At 71.9% G+C, this 15813-nt stretch carries 9 protein-coding genes; 6 read left to right on the top strand and 3 right to left on the bottom strand.

The window, feature by feature from the left end:
- Positions 1–37: 37 nt before the first annotated feature.
- Both N5D62_RS07775 and N5D62_RS07770 read left to right on the top strand, forming a co-directional pair.
- Positions 38–535: a DUF6265 family protein gene (locus N5D62_RS07775; protein ID WP_279757105.1), complete on the top strand. Its 498-nt coding sequence runs from the start codon at positions 38–40 to the stop codon at positions 533–535.
- A gap of 32 nt (positions 536–567) precedes the next feature.
- Positions 568–960 carry a GFA family protein gene (locus N5D62_RS07770; RefSeq protein ID WP_279757104.1) on the top strand — a complete coding sequence of 131 codons (393 nt, stop codon included), beginning with the start codon at positions 568–570 and terminating at the stop codon, positions 958–960.
- A gap of 48 nt (positions 961–1008) precedes the next feature.
- On the opposite strand, the gene N5D62_RS07765 is transcribed toward N5D62_RS07770, so the two are convergent.
- Positions 1009–2652 carry a cyclic peptide export ABC transporter gene (locus tag N5D62_RS07765; RefSeq protein ID WP_279757103.1) on the bottom strand — a complete coding sequence of 548 codons (1644 nt, stop codon included), beginning with the start codon at positions 2650–2652 and terminating at the stop codon, positions 1009–1011.
- A 167-nt stretch (positions 2653–2819) separates the two neighbouring features.
- Here N5D62_RS07765 and fhuF point away from each other — a divergent pair, with 167 nt between their 5' ends.
- Positions 2820–3590 (top strand): siderophore-iron reductase FhuF, encoded by a 771-nt coding sequence (gene fhuF, locus N5D62_RS07760; protein WP_279757102.1) that lies wholly within the window; start codon positions 2820–2822, stop codon positions 3588–3590.
- Here the strand turns inward: fhuF and N5D62_RS07755 are convergent.
- A complete protein-coding gene (locus tag N5D62_RS07755; protein ID WP_279757101.1) occupies positions 3565–6267 on the bottom strand; it encodes a penicillin acylase family protein in 2703 nt (900 codons plus the stop codon). The two genes, fhuF and N5D62_RS07755, sit on opposite strands and share 26 nt — an antisense overlap.
- Before the next feature lie 196 nt (positions 6268–6463).
- Here N5D62_RS07755 and N5D62_RS07750 point away from each other — a divergent pair, with 196 nt between their 5' ends.
- From N5D62_RS07750 to N5D62_RS07740, 3 genes are all read left to right on the top strand, one after another.
- On the top strand, positions 6464–7558 hold the full coding sequence (locus tag N5D62_RS07750) for a GNAT family N-acetyltransferase (RefSeq protein WP_279757100.1): 1095 nt from the start codon (positions 6464–6466) through the stop codon (positions 7556–7558).
- A 2-nt stretch (positions 7559–7560) separates the two neighbouring features.
- Positions 7561–8859, top strand: a complete 1299-nt coding sequence (locus tag N5D62_RS07745; RefSeq protein ID WP_279757099.1) for a lysine N(6)-hydroxylase/L-ornithine N(5)-oxygenase family protein — start codon at positions 7561–7563, stop codon at positions 8857–8859.
- Positions 8860–8972: 113 nt separating this feature from the next.
- Positions 8973–11189 (top strand): TonB-dependent siderophore receptor, encoded by a 2217-nt coding sequence (locus N5D62_RS07740; RefSeq protein ID WP_279757098.1) that lies wholly within the window; start codon positions 8973–8975, stop codon positions 11187–11189.
- 177 nt (positions 11190–11366) lie between these two features.
- On the opposite strand, the gene N5D62_RS07735 is transcribed toward N5D62_RS07740, so the two are convergent.
- Positions 11367–15806: an amino acid adenylation domain-containing protein gene (locus N5D62_RS07735; protein WP_279757097.1), complete on the bottom strand. Its 4440-nt coding sequence runs from the start codon at positions 15804–15806 to the stop codon at positions 11367–11369.
- Positions 15807–15813 lie beyond the last annotated feature (7 nt).

The raw sequence follows: 15813 nt of genomic DNA, 5'->3' as shown, positions 1-15813 counted from the left end.
CGGTAGATTCCCCCATCCCCACTCGGACTCGACCGCCATGCGCCACCTCGTATCCACCCTGATGGGCGTGCTCGCCGCTTCTTCGCTCGCGTCGTTGCCGGCGCATGCCCAGGACGGGCCGCTCGAGCAATTGAGCTGGCTCGCCGGCTGCTGGGCCGCGGAGAAGGGCGACCCCGGCTCCGTCGAGCACTGGCTGCCGCTGGCCGGCGGCACGATGCTCGGCGTCAGCCGCACCATCCGCAACGGCCGCACCGTCGAGCACGAGTTCCTGCAGATCCGCCTGAACGCCGAAGGCAAGGCGGTCTACATCGCGATGCCGTCCCGGCAGAAGGAAGCGACCTTCGTCGCCGCGTCGATCGGCGACCGCGCCGTCACCTTCGAGAACCCCGAGCACGACTTCCCGCAGCGCATCCTCTACAAGCAGGTCGGCGTGGACCGCCTCGAGGCGCGCATCGAAGGCCAGCGCAACGGCACCACGCGCGGCATCGACTTCCCGATGAAGCGCGTCAGCTGCGACAGCGCGATGACGCGCTGACCGCCGACGGCCCAGGACGAAAGGACCCCGCGATGGACCGATTCACCGGCGGTTGCCTTTGCGGCGACGTCCGCCTCGTCGCGACCGGACGCCCCTATCGCGTCGGCGTCTGCCACTGCCTCGACTGCCGCAAGCATCACGGCGCGCTGTTCCATTCGTCGGGGATCTTTCCCGAGGGCGCAGTGGCGATCGAGGGCGAGACCCGCGAGTACCGCGGCCGGCATTTCTGCCCGCGCTGCGGCTCGTCGGTGTTCTCGATCTCCGGCGACGAAGTCGAGGTGAACCTCGGCGCGCTCGACGCGCCCGATCAGCTTCAGCCCACCTACGAGCTCTGGACCATCCGCCGGGAGTCCTGGCTGCCGGCGTTCCCGCTCGCGAGGCATTACGAGCGGGATCGGGAGGGACTCACCCGCACCGAGGAGTAACCCCGGCTCCAGCGCCGCTACCGGGCACCGCGCCGGATCATCGGTGCGTCACCCCAACGACGGCACCGCCACCGCCGCGGGCTCTTCCTTCCTCTGCCCCACCACCTGCCCGTCCTGCATCCGCACGACGCGGTCAGCGAGGTGGAAGTACCGGTCGTCGTGCGAGATCACCAGCACGCATTTCCCCTGCGCCCGCAGTTCGGGCAGCAGCTCCCGGTAGAAGACCTCCTTGAACACCGGATCCTGGTCCGCCGCCCATTCGTCGAAGATCAGGAACGGCCGGTCCTCCAGGTAGGACACCACCAGCGCCAGCCGCTTGCGCTGGCCCTGCGACAACTGGCGCGTCGTGAACGCGCCGTCCTTGACCTGCACCTTGCTGTCCAGCAGCAGCTTCTCCAGCAACTGGTTGCCGCGCTCGTCGAGCTCCGTCGACGCCCCGTCCAGCAGCTGCTCGAACAGATGGAAGTCCGAGAAGATCGCGCTGAACAGCTGGCGATACGCGTCCCGGTTGGCATCCGTCACCGGCTCGCCGTCGAGCGCGATCGCCCCGCCGTCCGGCCGGTACAGCCCCGCCAGCAGCTTGGCCAGCGTCGTCTTGCCGCTGCCGTTGCCCCCCACCAGGAAGGTGATCTCCCCCGGCCGGAACTGCAGGTGCACCGGCCCGAGCGCGAACATCTCATTGGCGCCCTCGTGGAAGTAGCGGTGGCCGATCCCGTTCAGCGCCACGCTGCGGAAAGTCCGCGCCGGCACCGGCGTCGTCTCGCGCTCGACGCGCTCGAGCTGCTTGGCGATCTCGTCGATGCGCGCGCCCGAGACCTTGGCCAGGTTGGCCTTGGGCAGGCACAGCAGCAGCGTCTCCAGCGGCGCCACCATGTAGACGAACACCAGCGCGAAGCCCGTCATCACCCGCGCCCGGTCCGGCACGTCGCCGACCAGCACGAACAGCACCAGCCCGATGAAGCCGTAGATCAGGAAATTGCCCCACGACGCCGACAGCACGAACACCGACATCCCCGTCGCCCGCTCGCGCCGCACCGTCTCGATCGAATCGCCCAGCACCGCGCCGGCGAAGCGCTCGCGCTTGGCGGCGTTCAGCCGCAGTTCCTTCGCGCCGTCCACCAGCGAGCGGAAGTGGTCGAACAGCCGGTCCTGCTCCTTGGCCGCCGTGTCCAGGTGCCGGATCGCCCGCAGGTGCGCCAGGTGGTAGCCCAGCGAGCCCAGCCCGATCACCAGCACCGCCGCGGCGAAGACCTGCCACGACAGCAGAGCCATGTAGACCATGCAGCCCACCACGATGATGGTGTTCACCAGGATCGTCGGGAAGCTGACGAAGAACTCCGCCACCTTCGCGCTGTGCTCGGACAGCGCGGACTGCACCTTCGGCGCGCCCAGTTCCTCCAGCCGGCGGAAGTCCGCCGACAGCACCCGCGCCGAAATGAAGCGCCGCAGCTCCGCGTGGGCCCGCTGGCTCAGGCGCTCGAACATCACCGAGGCCACCATCTGGCTCAGCATCGCGCCCAGCGCCGCCGCGGCGAAACGCCAGGCCAGGACCGTCCGGTCCGCGCCGGCCTCCTGCGTCAGCGCCATGTTGATCTGCGCCACCACCAGCACGCTGCACACGCCGGTGACCACGCTGGCCAAGCCCGCCGCCCACAGCAGCAGGCGGGACTGTCGAATCAGATAAGCAAGCACGGTGCACCCATCCCGAGGTAATGCCGAGGAAAAGACGACGCGCGACCGCGCGACGCTCCCCCCTTGACGCCTCAGACCCCACGCATGTTCAGCGGGTGCGGCAGCGGCTGAACAAGCGACGGTCGCCGTTCGTCCTGTCTCGAGACCGGAACCAGCTCCGGACACCGATGTCGATGATTCCGCTGCTGCAACCGATCTTCCAGGGCGACTGGGCGCCCCATGGCGAAACCGTCCAGTGCTCGCCGCCTCCGCCAGGGGCGATCCTCGTCGCCGACCTGGTGTCGCGGCCGGGGCTGCTCGCCGACGTGATGGCGCGCCACGCCGGCCACCTGGGCGTGACCGGCCGCGACTGGCGCGCCGTCGCCTCCGCGTGGAGCCTCGACTACCTGTGGACGCTGCTGCCGCCGGTCGTTGCCGCGGCCAGCCTGCTGCAGCACCGCTTTCCGGTCAGCCCCGCGCGCATGGCGCTGGTGCTGGACGACGACGCGCACCCGGTGCGCTTCCACATCGGCGACCTCGGCGAGGCGATGCCCGGCACCGGCACGGTCGAGCGCTATTCGCCGTTGCTGCACGAGCACCTGCAGCCGCTCTTCGCCGCGCTGCATCGCGAGACGCGCGTGGCCGAGAAGATCCTCTGGGCCAACACCGCCCGCTACCTGGGCGAGATCCTCGAGCAGGGCATCGCCCTCGCCGGCCCGCTGCCGCCGCTGGTGGCGGACCAGGCCATGCTGCTCGAAGGCGGCTCCTGGCCGGAAGGGCGCGGCAACCCGATGCTCGCGCTGCCGCGCCGCAGCGCCTGCGACGCGGCCGGGCAGCGGGTGACGCTGCACCGCCACTGCTGCCTGTACTACCTGCTGCCCGAGCAGCCCTACTGCGGCGGCTGCCCGCTGGCGCCGCAGCACCGGGCCACGCTCAGAACGACAGCACCGACCGCTTGAGCGCCGGATCGCGCGCGATGTCGCGCTCGTGGAACGGGAACGGCAGCCAGTCCTTGCGCGAATAGCGCCGGATCGGATCGAGCCCGATGCCCGCGTCCAGCGCGCGTTCGTCCTGGCCGGCGGCCTGCAGCGTGAACGCCTCGACGCCGGCCGCGCCGAAGCTCACGACCTGCAGGTAGGTGTTGCCCGAGGTATTCGGACCCATGCGCTCACCGCCCTCGCTGTTGCAGGCGACGACGAAGTACCCCGCCGAATGGCAGCCACCGTAGATCGGCAACTGCTGCCCGCCGCTGGCCACTTCGCGATGCCGCGCGACGGCGGCATCCAGCGGCAGGCCCTTGGCCTGCAGCGCCTGCACCGCCTCGGCGAGCGCGCGCGCGACGCGCCCGTCCGCGGCGCCCGGCGACGCTGGCGTCACCAGCGGCTTGTCCGCGGCGAAGGGCACGCGATACAGCGCCGCGTCGGGCAGCGCGTCGACGCGGTCCCAGAACGCATCCCACAACAGCGCGCCGTGGTCATTGGCGTCGGCGCGACCGTCCCAGCGACGCAGCACCTCGCAGGCCTGGGCGATATCGACCCGTTGCATCGCCGGCGCTGGCGCCGATGCGGGAACCCCGGCACCGGCAGCCGTGGCGGCGGAGGCCGCGGCACCGGCCGATGCGGCAGCGGGGCCGGAAGCGGCCGTCGCCACCGGCCACTCGACCACCGGACTCGCGCACGCCTGGCGCAGCACCTCGTCCTTGAACAGCTCCGCCGAGTAGGCCCGCGGCGTCAGCGCCGCCTGCTTCAGGCGGCGGCTCAACGCCCCGGCCGAGCGCGCGTCCGCCTTCAGCAGCTCGCCGGCCATCTGGTGTCCCAGCCGCCCGCGCAGCGTCAGCGCCTTGCGCTCCCCGCCGAGCACCGTCGGATAGCCCTCCAGCGGCGCGCTCGCGTTGGTCAGCCAGTAGCTGTCGTTCATGTTGGCGACGTAGTCCCGCCGCAGCAGCGCCGGCATCGCCTCCGCGGGCATCAGCCCCGGCTTCGTCGCGCCGGGCGCCTCGCTCCAGTCGCAGGCCGCGCGGCTGCCGTCCAGGAACGGCGTCGTCGGGTCGAGCTGCGCGAAGCCCGCGCCCAACGGCGTGCCGCAGGCGGCGCGCAAGGCGTCGGGCACGTTGGGCACCGGGCCGATGTCGGCGAACCAGACCCGCCCGTCGCCACGCCCGATCGCCGAGGTGTTCACCCACGGCGTGGCCGCCTCGCCGCGCTGGATCGCGATGAACTCGTCGAGCGACGCCGCCCGGTTCCAGCGGAAGAAGTTGCGGAAGGCGCCGAAGTTCTGCTCGTTGGCGTCGCGGATCGCGATCGCGGTCCGCCCGGTCCAGCCGAAGGCCGCGTTGTGGCGGCCCAGGTCCACCACCGGGCCGAAGCGGCTGCGGTACAGCGTGCGCGTCACCGGCGCGGGCTTGCCGTCGGGACCGCGCAGCTCGACGCGCACCTCCCTCGCCTCCAGCCGCTCGGACTGGCCGTCGCGCAGGATGCGCGTCGGGTCCGCCGGATCCAGCGTCAGCTGGAACAGCCCGAAGCGCCGCGCCGCCGACACCGTGTGGCTCCACGCCACCTGGTCGTTGAAGCCGATCATCACCACCGGCACGCCCAGGAAGGACACGCCCGCCACGTCGAGCTGGCCCGGCACGGTCAGGTGCATCTGATAGAAGCGGTCCGGCCCGCCCCAGAACCAGTGCGGATTGCCGATCAGCAGCGCCTGGTCCTCGCCGGTGGCCTCGCGGCCGAAGGCCAGCATGTTGCTGCCCAGCGCCGGCTGCTCGCCGATCGAGTGAGACAGGCGCGACTGCAGCGGTTCGGCGCCGTCGAGATCGCGCCCGGGCCTACCGATGGACGCGACAGCCAGCGCGGGGGAAGCGGTCGATACAGCCGATGCGCTCGATGCACTCGACGCTGCCGGCGCGGCGGCGGCCGGCAGATGAGCCGGCTTCGCATTGACGATCTCTGGGATGAAGCGCGCCAGGCCGGCCGCGACCTGCGCCGCGTACATGCGGCGGTAGAGGTCGTCGGCGCTGATCTCGCGCAGCCAGTCGGCGCCGGCGCAGGGCCGGCCCGCCTGCGCCTTCGGGTCCTGGCGGAACTCCGCGAGGTAGCGGTTGTAGCCCGCCGCGAAACCGTCGACGAGGTCGTTCAGCTCGGCCGGCTGCTCGGCGCGATAGCGCTTCGTCACCGCCTCGTCGGCGAAGCCGCGGAAGAAGAAGTCCAGGTCCAGGTTCTTCGACCGGCCGAAGGTCGCGTGACGCGCCGGGCGCTCGTCCGGGCCGAAGAACCAGGAGCGCCGCCCCTCGTAGGTGACGAAGGCCTCGGCCAGCGTGCACAGCGCGTCCTGCGCCTGGACGTAGCCGATCCCCGCGCCCAGCGAGCGCCAGTCCTTGGCCTTCAGGTGCGGGATGCCGTCGGTCGTGCGCCGGATCTCGACATCGCCCGGCGCGAGCGCCACGCGGGCCTTGGCGGCCCGTCCGGCCTTTCCGGCCTTTCCGGCCGCCTCGGCCTGGCCCGCCTTGCCGGTGTCCCGGGCCTGCGCCAGGCCCTGCGCGCCCAGCAGCGCGACCGCCGCCGCGCCTGCCAGCGCCCATGCGCGCCGCCCGCGGCGAGACGCCGCTCGCCCTTCATGCCATCCGCTGTTCGCTGTCATCTGGATCCTTGTCGTCGCCAATGAAAACCGGGGCCGGAGGCCCGCGTCGGGGAGTGGGCGGGCACGCGCCGCCCTCGGGCGCGCGCCCGTCCCTGCCCAGACGATCCGACGCGGCGGATGTTCAACACGCCCCGGTCTGAACATCCGGATCGCTGGATCGTCCAGACAGGGATTGGCCACCTTGAGGAGTTTTCCGATGTCTGATCCCGCGGCCTCCGATCTGGACTGGAGCGAAGTCACCACCCTCCGCAGCTACCCCGGCGGAGTTCCCCATGCCGTCCTGCGCGACGGCCACGCCCTGCTGGTGCAGGCCGAGGGCGTCCCGGCGCCGCAGCGCTGGTCGTTCACGACCGGCCCGGCCGGCCTGGAACTCGCCTGGTCCGGCGCCTCGACGCCCGGCGTCGACGGCGTGCTCGCCGCGCTGGAGGCGACCTTCACCTTCCACCCCGCCTTCCGCGACTGCCGCCTCACCGGCGCCGAGTGGCCGGCGGAGCTGTTCCGCATGGGCGCGCTGCTGCGCGACGCCGGCGTCGAGGGCGCCCCGGGCGCCGTCCGCGCCACCCGCGAGCTGCTGTGGCAACTGCCCCGGCTGTGGAAACCGGCGGTGCCGCCGGTGATGCCGCTGCAGTACGCGCTCAGCCAGGGCAAGCGACATCCGCTGCGCCCGCCCAAGCCCGAGGGCCTGGTCTACCAGCGCTTCATCCCGTGGCTGGGCAAGACCTTCTCGTTCCGGATGGCCGACGCGGCCACCGACCTCGAGCGCCTGAACCGCTGGATGAACGAGCCCGCGGTCGCCAAGGTCTGGGACGAGGCCGGCGACCTCGACAAGCACCGTGCCTACCTGGCCGGCCTGGCCGCCGATCCCCACATCTACCCGATGATCGCCAGCCTCGACGGCGAGCCCTTCGGCTACTTCGAGGTGTACTGGACCAAGGAAAACCGCGTGGCGCCGTTCTACGACGCCGACGACCACGACCGCGGCTGGCATGTGCTGATCGGCGAGCCGTCGTTCCGCGGCAAGGGCATCGCGACGGCCTGGCTGACGTCGATCTCGCATTACCTCTTCCTCGACGACCCGCGCACCGATCGCGCCGTCGGCGAGCCGCGCGCGGACCACGCGCAGCAGATCCGCAACCTGGACCGCTCCGGCTACGCCAAGGTCAAGGAATTCGACTTCCCCCACAAGCGCGCGATGCTGGTGCTGCTGCTGCGCGAGCGCTATTTCACCGACGCGCTGTGGTGGCCCCGCGTGGAAGCCGCCGTCCCCGCCACCGCCGTGAAGGAGGCCTGAGCATGCAACCGCAGATCCACGACCTGGTGGGCGTCGGCTTCGGCCCGTCCAACATCGCGCTGGCCGTCGCGCTGGACGAGCAGCGCGCGCCCGGACGCCGCCTCGACGCGCTCTTCATCGAGCGCCAGGACGCCTTCGCCTGGCACCCCGGCATGCTGCTGGACCAGACGCACATGCAGATCTCGTTCATCAAGGACCTGGCGACGCTGCGCAACCCGACCAGCCGCTTCAGCTTCCTGAACTACCTGCACGAGAAGCGCCGCCTGGCCGACTTCATCAACCTGAAGACCTTCTATCCCAGCCGGCTGGAGTTCAACGACTACCTGGCCTGGGCGGCCGCGCAGTTCGACGACTGTTGCGCCTACGGCGAGGAGGTGATCGAGGTGCTGCCCGAGCGCGCCGCGCACGACCGCGACGTCATCGACGCGCTGCGCGTGCGCGCGCGCGGCGCCGACGGCCAGGTGCGGGACCGCCTGGCGCGCCACCTCGTCGTCAGCCCCGGCGGCAGCGCCAACGTGCCGGAGGTCTTCCGGCCGCTGCATGGCGACGCGCGGGTCTTCCACTCCAGCCGCTACCGCTCCGGCATCGCGCGGCTGCCGCGCGCGCGCAAGGTCGCCGTCATCGGCGCCGGCCAGAGCGCGGCGGAAATCTTCCTGGACCTGCAGGGCCGGGGCGAGGACATGCAGGTCGACCTGGTGATGCGGGCGCGGGCGATCAAGCCGTCCGACGACAGCCCCTTCGTCAACGAGATCTTCAATGCCGAGTTCATCGACGACGTCTACAGCGCCAGCGATGTCGAGCGCTCGCAGATGCTGCGCGAGTTCTGGCACACCAACTACGCCTGCCCGGACCTGGAGCTGATCCAGCAGATCTACAAGGTGCTCTACGAGCAGAAGGTGCACGGCAACACGCGGCTGCGGCTGCTGCGCCGCCACGAGGTCCAGGCCGTCACCGCCGACCGCGACGGGCTGCACCTGCGCCTGCGGCAACTGCACGACGGCCAGGCGACGTTGGAGCGCTACGACGCGGTCGTGCTGGCCACCGGCTACGAGCGCGAGATGCACCGCGGCCTGCTGGCGCCGTTGGCGCCGTGGCTGGGCGAGTTCGCCGTCGACCGCCACTACCGCGTGCGCGGCCCGGCCGGCTTCCGCCCGGCGGTCTTCCTGCAGGGCGCCTGCGAGGACACGCACGGCCTGAGCGACACGCTGCTGTCGGTGACGGCGGTGCGCACCGGCGAGATCTGCGACGCCCTGCTGAAGGCCCACCACCATCCCTCGCCGCAGACGGCGGGCGCCCTGTAGCGCGCCGCCCCGACGCTCCCTCCGGCCCGGCGCGGCTTCGGGTCGCCCCCTGGCGACAGCCGCGCCGCCGGCCGCAAGAACAAGAAATTCCGTCCACCACCATGAGCAACACGATGACCGCCCCCGCCCGGGTTTCCTCCCCCCGCCCGTCCCCCGTTTCCCGTTCTTCCCGTCCTTCCCGTCTTGTCGCGCCGTCCGCCGGCGCTTCCGGCGTCTCCCTGACCGCGCTGGCCGCGGCGGCGGCCCTGGCCGGCCTGGCCGCCGCCGGTCCGGTCCGCGCGCAGGAAGCGCCGGCCGCCGACACGGCCCAGCCCGCGCTGCCCACCGTCCGCGTCGACGGCAACCGCAACGGCGACAAGGGCACCGTCGTCAAGCGCGCCTCGTCCGGCACCAAGACCGACACGCCGCTGATCGAGGTGCCGCAGTCGCTGCACGTGATCACCGCGCGCGACATGGAGAACATGGGCCTGACCACGCTGACCGAAGCGGTCCGGGGCACGCCCGGCGTGTCGGTGAACCCGTACGGCGCCGACTCGCGCGCGCCGGACTGGGTGGTGCTGCGCGGCTTCGACGGCTGGAACTCCAGCAGCTACCGCGACGGCATGGTGCAGACCGTCGGCATGACCTTCCTGGGCGTGCAGACCGAGATCTACGGCCTGGAGCGGCTGGAGATCCTGCTGGGCCCGTCGTCGGTGCTGTTCGGCAAGGGCGACGTCGGCGGCGTGGTCAACCGCGTCAGCAAGACGCCCACGCCCGACCAGGTCAACGAGATCGAGCTGCAGACCGGCAGCTTCGACCGCAAGCAGGCCGCGGCCGACATCGGCGGCGCGCTGACCGAGGACGGCAAGCTGCGCTACCGCCTGGTCGGCCTGTACCTGGACACCGGCACGCAGGAGAAGTACCCCACCGGCCAGCGGATGAAGCGCCAGCGCGATTACGTCGCGCCGTCGCTGCGCTGGGACTTCACGCCGCGCACCTCGCTGATCCTGCAGGCCGAGCACCTGCGCGACGACGCGTCCGACGACATCCAGTACGTCACCGGGCCGGACGGCAAGCCGACCGACATCAAGGAAGGCGACCCGCGCTACAGCCGCATGGTGACCGGCTCGGACGCCGGCGGCTACCAGCTGGAGCACCGCTTCGACAACGGCTGGCGCCTGGGCCACAAGCTGCGCTACGTGCGCCGCACGATGGACAAGAACCACATCCTGTCCTTCATCGACGAGGACGGCCGCACGCTGCTGCGCCAGGCGCGGCACGACGTCGAGTCGGTGCGGGAGGCGACGACCGACACGACGCTGCAGGGCACCGTCGACACCGGCGAGCTGCGCCACGGGCTGCTGTTCGGCGCCGACTGGGACCGCAGCAAGGCGCGCTGGCAGCGCTGGCAGGACATGACCACGCCGCTGGACCTGCTCAACCCGGTCTACAACGTCGACCTGCCGCGGCCGAAGACGCCGGTGGCGGACAACGAGGCCACCACGACCCAGCTGGGCTTCTACGCGCAGGACCAGATCCAGTGGGGCGACCACTGGCGCTTCACGCTGGGCGCGCGCCATGACCGCGTCAAGACCGACGGCGAGGACCGGCTCGCCTCCGCGCAGTCGCGCCAGAAGGACAGCGCGACGACCTTCCGCGTCGGCGCGAACTACCTGCTGGGCAACGGCTGGGCGCCATACGTCAGCTACGCCGAATCCTTCGTGCCCAACGTCGGCGTCGACTACACCGGCAAGACCTTCGTGCCCAGCGACGGCCGCCAGGTCGAGGTCGGCGTGAAGTACCTGCCGACCCATCTGCCCTACTCGTTCACCGCCGCCGTCTTCGACCTGAAGAAGACCAACGTCGTCGGCTACGACCCGGTCAGCTTCGAGGCCCACCAGATCGGCGCGGTCCGCTCGCGCGGGCTGGAGCTGTCGGCCAAGGCGGAACTGACGCGGCAGCTGAACCTGACCGCGTCGTTCACCGCGCTGGACCTGAAGGTCGTCAAGACCGTCAACCCGGTCGAGCTCGACAAGACGCCGATGCTGGTGCCCGAGCGCACCGGCTCGCTGTGGCTGGACTACACGGTGGCCGACGGCGCGCTGTCGGGCCTGGGCTTCGGCGGTGGACTCCGCTATGTCGGCAAGCGCTGGAACAACGAGGCCAACACCTCGTCCGAGCCGGCCTACACGCTGGTCGACGCGTCGGTGCGCTACGTCACCGGACCGTGGCGCTTCGCGCTGAGCGGCAGCAACCTGTTCGACAAGAAGTACTACGCATCCGCCGCCTATGGCAGCTTCTTCCGCGGCGAACAACGCGCGCTGCTGCTGAGCGCCAAGTACCACTTCTGACCTGACCAGGATCGGGACCGAGGATCGAGGACTGGGACCGGCCAGCCGAGGCCACGGCCCTTTCCTTGACCGGTCGATCCGGAGGGGCCCGGCCCCTCTCGAGCGATTGCTCCGGGCGCCCCGGCGGGGGGTGCCCGACATGATGGCTGCCCGGGCTCCGGCCCGGGCAGCCTTTTTTCATCCGCCGCGGTCGGCGGCGGCGAGCCGCTCCGCCAGATCGGCCAGCAGCGCCGGGCTGCGGATGATGTCCAGGTGCGTCGCCGCCGGGATGTGGCGGGTCGCGAGGACCGGCGCCAGCGCGGACCAGTCGCGCAGCGTGCCTTCGGCGCTCAGCGACTCCTGCGCCTGATACACGTGCAGCGGCGTGTCGCTCGCTTCATGGCGATGGCGGGTCGCCTGCAGGCGCTTGTCCAGCGTGGTCCAGAGCAGGTACTCGGCCGCGTCCTCGCCGTCGCCGTCCAACGGCAGCGGGACGTCCTCGCGCAACGCGTTCTCGGCCACGAAAGCGCGGGCCGGCTCGTCCATGCGGTCGAGCAGGTCGCGCCACCGATCGGCCATCGACGACTGGGCCAGCCAATCGGCGAGGGTCGCGTCGGCCGCCGCGCGGCGGGTGTCGTCGAGCACGGCCTCGGTGCGCAACGGCTCGGTCTCGAAGACGTCGACCATCGCGGCGAAGCGCACGTCGACGCGGCCCTTCAGCAAGCGCGCCACCTCGTGCGCCAGGTCGCCGCCCGAGGACCAGCCCAGCAGCGCGCAACGCGCGCCGGGCGCGGTCGCCTCGATGTAGTCGGCGTACTCGGCGGCCAGCGCCGGGATCGAGAAACCGCGCCAGCGCTTGCCGGTGTAGACATGGCTGACGAAGGCATGCACCGGCCGGTCACGGCCGAGCGCGTCGGCCAGCGCGGAGAACTCGCGCGTGTTCACGATCATCCCGGGGATGCAGTAGAGCGGCAGGCCCGCCGCGGTCGAAGCGGCTGTCGATCCGGAAGACGCTTGGGACGCTGACATCGCCGCCGATGCAGGTTCAGTTGCCGCCGATGCCGCGGACGCCGCTGTCGATCCGGATGCCGGGACGGCGCCCGGCCCAGGCGCGAGGCGCACCGCGTCGTGCGATTCCTCCAACCCGCGTCGCAGCGACGCCGCCAGCTCGCCGAGGTTCGCGGCCTGCATCACCGCCGGCAGCGACAACCGCGCGCCGCCCTTGACCTGGCGCCGGATGCGCGCGATCAGCTTGAGGCTGAGGACGGAGTCGCCACCGAGGTCGAAGAAGCTGTCCTCGGCGCGGATGCGCTCGGGCGGCAGGTTCAGCAGCTCGCCCCAGAGGGTGGCGAGCGCCTGCTCGGACGGATCGCGCGTCTGAACGCCTTCCGCCCCCTGCCCGACGGCGACGTCGTCGGCATCGGGCAACGCCGGCCGCGGCAACGCACGGCGGTCGACCTTGCCGTTGGCGCTCAGCGGCAGCGCCGGCAGCACCATCACGGCGGCGGGCAGCAGGTAGGCCGGCACGCGCTGGCGCAGGCCGGCCTGCAAGGCCGCCACGTCGATCGCCGCGCCGGTCCTCGGGACCACGTAGGCCCACAACTCGGCGCGGCCCTGGTCGCCGGTGCCCGCGAGCACGAAGGCATCGGCCACGTCCGGCGCCTCGCGCAGCACGCCTTGCAGCTCGCCGGGCTCGACGCGGTAGCCGCGGATCTTGACCTGGTCGTCCTGTCGGCCCAGGAAGCTGAGCGTTCCGTCGCTGCGCAGGCGCACGCGGTCGCCGGTGCGATAGAGCCGCTCGCCGTCCGCGAACGGCGAGGCGACGAAGCGGCTCGCGCTCAGGCCCGGTTGGCCGAGATAACCGCGCGCCACGCCGGGACCGCCGACGAAGAGCTCGCCGGCCATGCCCGGCTGCAGGACGTTCATCCGCTCGTCCAGCACGTAGGCGGTCATGCCCGGCAGCGGGCGGCCGAGCGGCAGGATGTCCGGCGCGGTCTCCGACGGCGCGAGCGCGTGGGTCAGCATGCCGACCGTCGTCTCGGTCGGGCCGTAGTGATTGACCACGCGCAGGTCGGGGCGCAGCTGGCGGATCTGGCGCAGCAGCGATTCATCGGCCGCCTCGCCGCCGAGCACCAGCGCGCGCGCCGGCAGCACAGCCGCGGCATCGCGCGCGTTGAGCAGACCGCGCAGATGGCTGGGGACGATCTTCAGCACGTCGGCCGGATGACGCGCCATGTGCGCGGCGAAGGCATCGGGGTCGAAGGCTTCGGCGGCGTCGGGCAGATGCAGCGCGCCGCCGCTGCACAGCGCGCCGAACAGCGCGGTGTGGCCCAGATCCGCGGCCACGGTCGAGACCATCGAGAAGCTCGCGCCGGCCGGCAGCGCCAGGCGCGTCAACAGCCCCAGCACGTAGTTGGCGAGTGCGCCGTGCGACACGACCACGCCCTTTGGCCGTCCGGTCGAGCCGGACGTGTAGATCACGTAGGCCGCCTGGGCGGGATGCGGCAGCGATGACGGCAGCGGGGCATCCTCGCCCGTGGGCGCGTCGAAACGCGGCACGAGCGTCGGCACGACCTCGGCCCATGCCGGGACCTCGCTGCTCAGGAGCGCCGCGGCGCCGCTGTCCTGCAGCACCTGGCGCAGCCGCTCCGGCGGTGCCGTCGGATCCAGCGGCACGAAGGCTGCCCCGGATCGCATCACCGCCAGCATCGCCAGCACAAACTCCGGCGATCGTTCGAGGCAGATCGCCACGCGGTGTTCCGGGCCGATCTCCAGCGCGCGCAGCTGCACGGCCCAATGGTCGGCCGAGCGCGCGAGTTCCACGTAGCTGAGACGGCGATCGCGCTGCACCAGAGCCGTCGCGTCGCCGCGTGCCTCGGCGAAGGCGGTGAACATCGCCGGCACGCTGTCCGGCGGCGTGGCGTGGCCATCGGCGATCAGCGCCGAGCCGGAACCCGGCAGGGTCATCGCACCGATGGCGCATTGCGGATCGCGCGACGCCTGCGCCGCGACCGCATGGAAGGCGGCGATCAGGCGATCGATCGTGGCGCGATCGAACAGCTGCGTCGCATACGCGAGGTCGAAGCCGAGCCGATCGCCGTCGACGACCACGTCCAGGCTCAGGTCGAAGTGGACGTCGTCAACGTTAATCCCGCGCGCGGAGACCTGCAGCTCGGCGGCGGTACTCGCTGGCGCAACCTCGCTCTCGCCCTCTCCACCGCCCACGCTCTCACCTTCGCCCACGGTCGCGCCGGGCCTCCCGGCGGCCCCTGCCGACGTGGGCTGTCCGCCCGTTTGCTGCGCGCACTTGATCTGAAAGAAGGGATGCAACCCCGGCTGCCGCTCGACACCGAGCTGGTCGACGAGCAGGTCCAGCGGCAGCTCGGCGTGTCGCTTCGCATCGAGCAGCCCCCGCCGGACTTGCAGCAGCAGCGCGACGAATCCGGCGTCCGTGTCGATGCGCGTGCGCAGCGGCAGCACGTTGGTGAAGTGCCCGACGACCGACTCCAGCTCGACCCGGTCGCGGTTGACCGTCGGCAGGCCGATGCACACGTCGGTCTCGCCGGCGTAGCGGGCGACCAGCAGGTTCAACAAGGCGACGGTGACCATGTACGGCGACGCCGCATGCTGACGTCCGAGCGCGATCAGCGCGGCGCTCACGCCGGCATCGAGCTGGAAGCTCACCAGCTCGCCGCCCGCATGCTGACCGCGGCCGCGCGCGCGGTCCAGCGGCAGCGCGGTCGCCGCCGGCAGCCCGTTCAGGCGCTCGCGCCAGTAGGCGAGCTGCCGGTCCTGCTCCCCCGCCTCGAGCCAATGGCGTTGCCAGGTCGCGTAGTCCGCGTAGTCGACCGCCGATGGCGGCGGCACGCCACGCCCTTGCAAGTCAGCCACCAGCTCCTGCATCAGCTGGTCCACCGAACTGCCGTCGGCGGCGATGTGGTGCACGCCGAGCAGCAACTCCAGCGCCTCGTCCTCGAAGACATGCAGCGCCGCGCGGAACACCGGACCCTCCGCGAGGTCGAACGGTCGGCTCGCGAAGTCGAGCTCGCAGGTCCGCAGCGCGTCGTCCTGACCGTCGCGCGGCACGGGCCAATCGCGGCGCGTCCACTCGAAGGCGGCGGCGTCACCGGCCGGCCGCACGCGCTGCTCGGGCTCGCCGTCGGCGTCGATGCCGAAGCAGGTGCGCAGCGCGCCGTGGCGCTCGACCAATCCGCGCACCGCCGCGGCGACGGCGTCTGGGCTCACTCGGCCGCGCAGGCTCAGCCGGCCCGCCAGGTTGTACGCCGGCGACTGCGGCGCCCGCTGCCATGCCAGCCACAGGCCACGCTGCGCGCAGGCCAGCGGCGCCGTCGAGTCATGAACGGGCGATGCGGCCCCGGCTCGCGGTAGCGGCACCGACGAAGCTGCCGTGGCCGCCGTGGCCGCCGTGGCCGCAGTGGCCGCAGTGGCCGCGGTGGCCGCGGTGGCCGTGGTGGTCGCGATCGGGCCGGCGCCGGCCCGGGCGGTCGGTTCACGCCGCACGATCGGCAGCGTCGCGAAGTCGAGTCCCTCGCCTCGCAGCCGCTCCAGGAAGATCCGCCGCTTCGGCGCGCTCAGCTGCGCGAAACGGCGGGCCAGCGATTCCAACTCCGCATTCATCGTCGAT

The sequence above is a fragment of the Mitsuaria sp. GD03876 genome (genome assembly GCF_029840635.1).
Taxonomy (GTDB): domain Bacteria; phylum Pseudomonadota; class Gammaproteobacteria; order Burkholderiales; family Burkholderiaceae_C; genus Roseateles.
The sequence above is the reverse complement of the archived record's forward strand: the minus strand, read 5'-3'. Positions and strand labels throughout refer to the sequence as shown.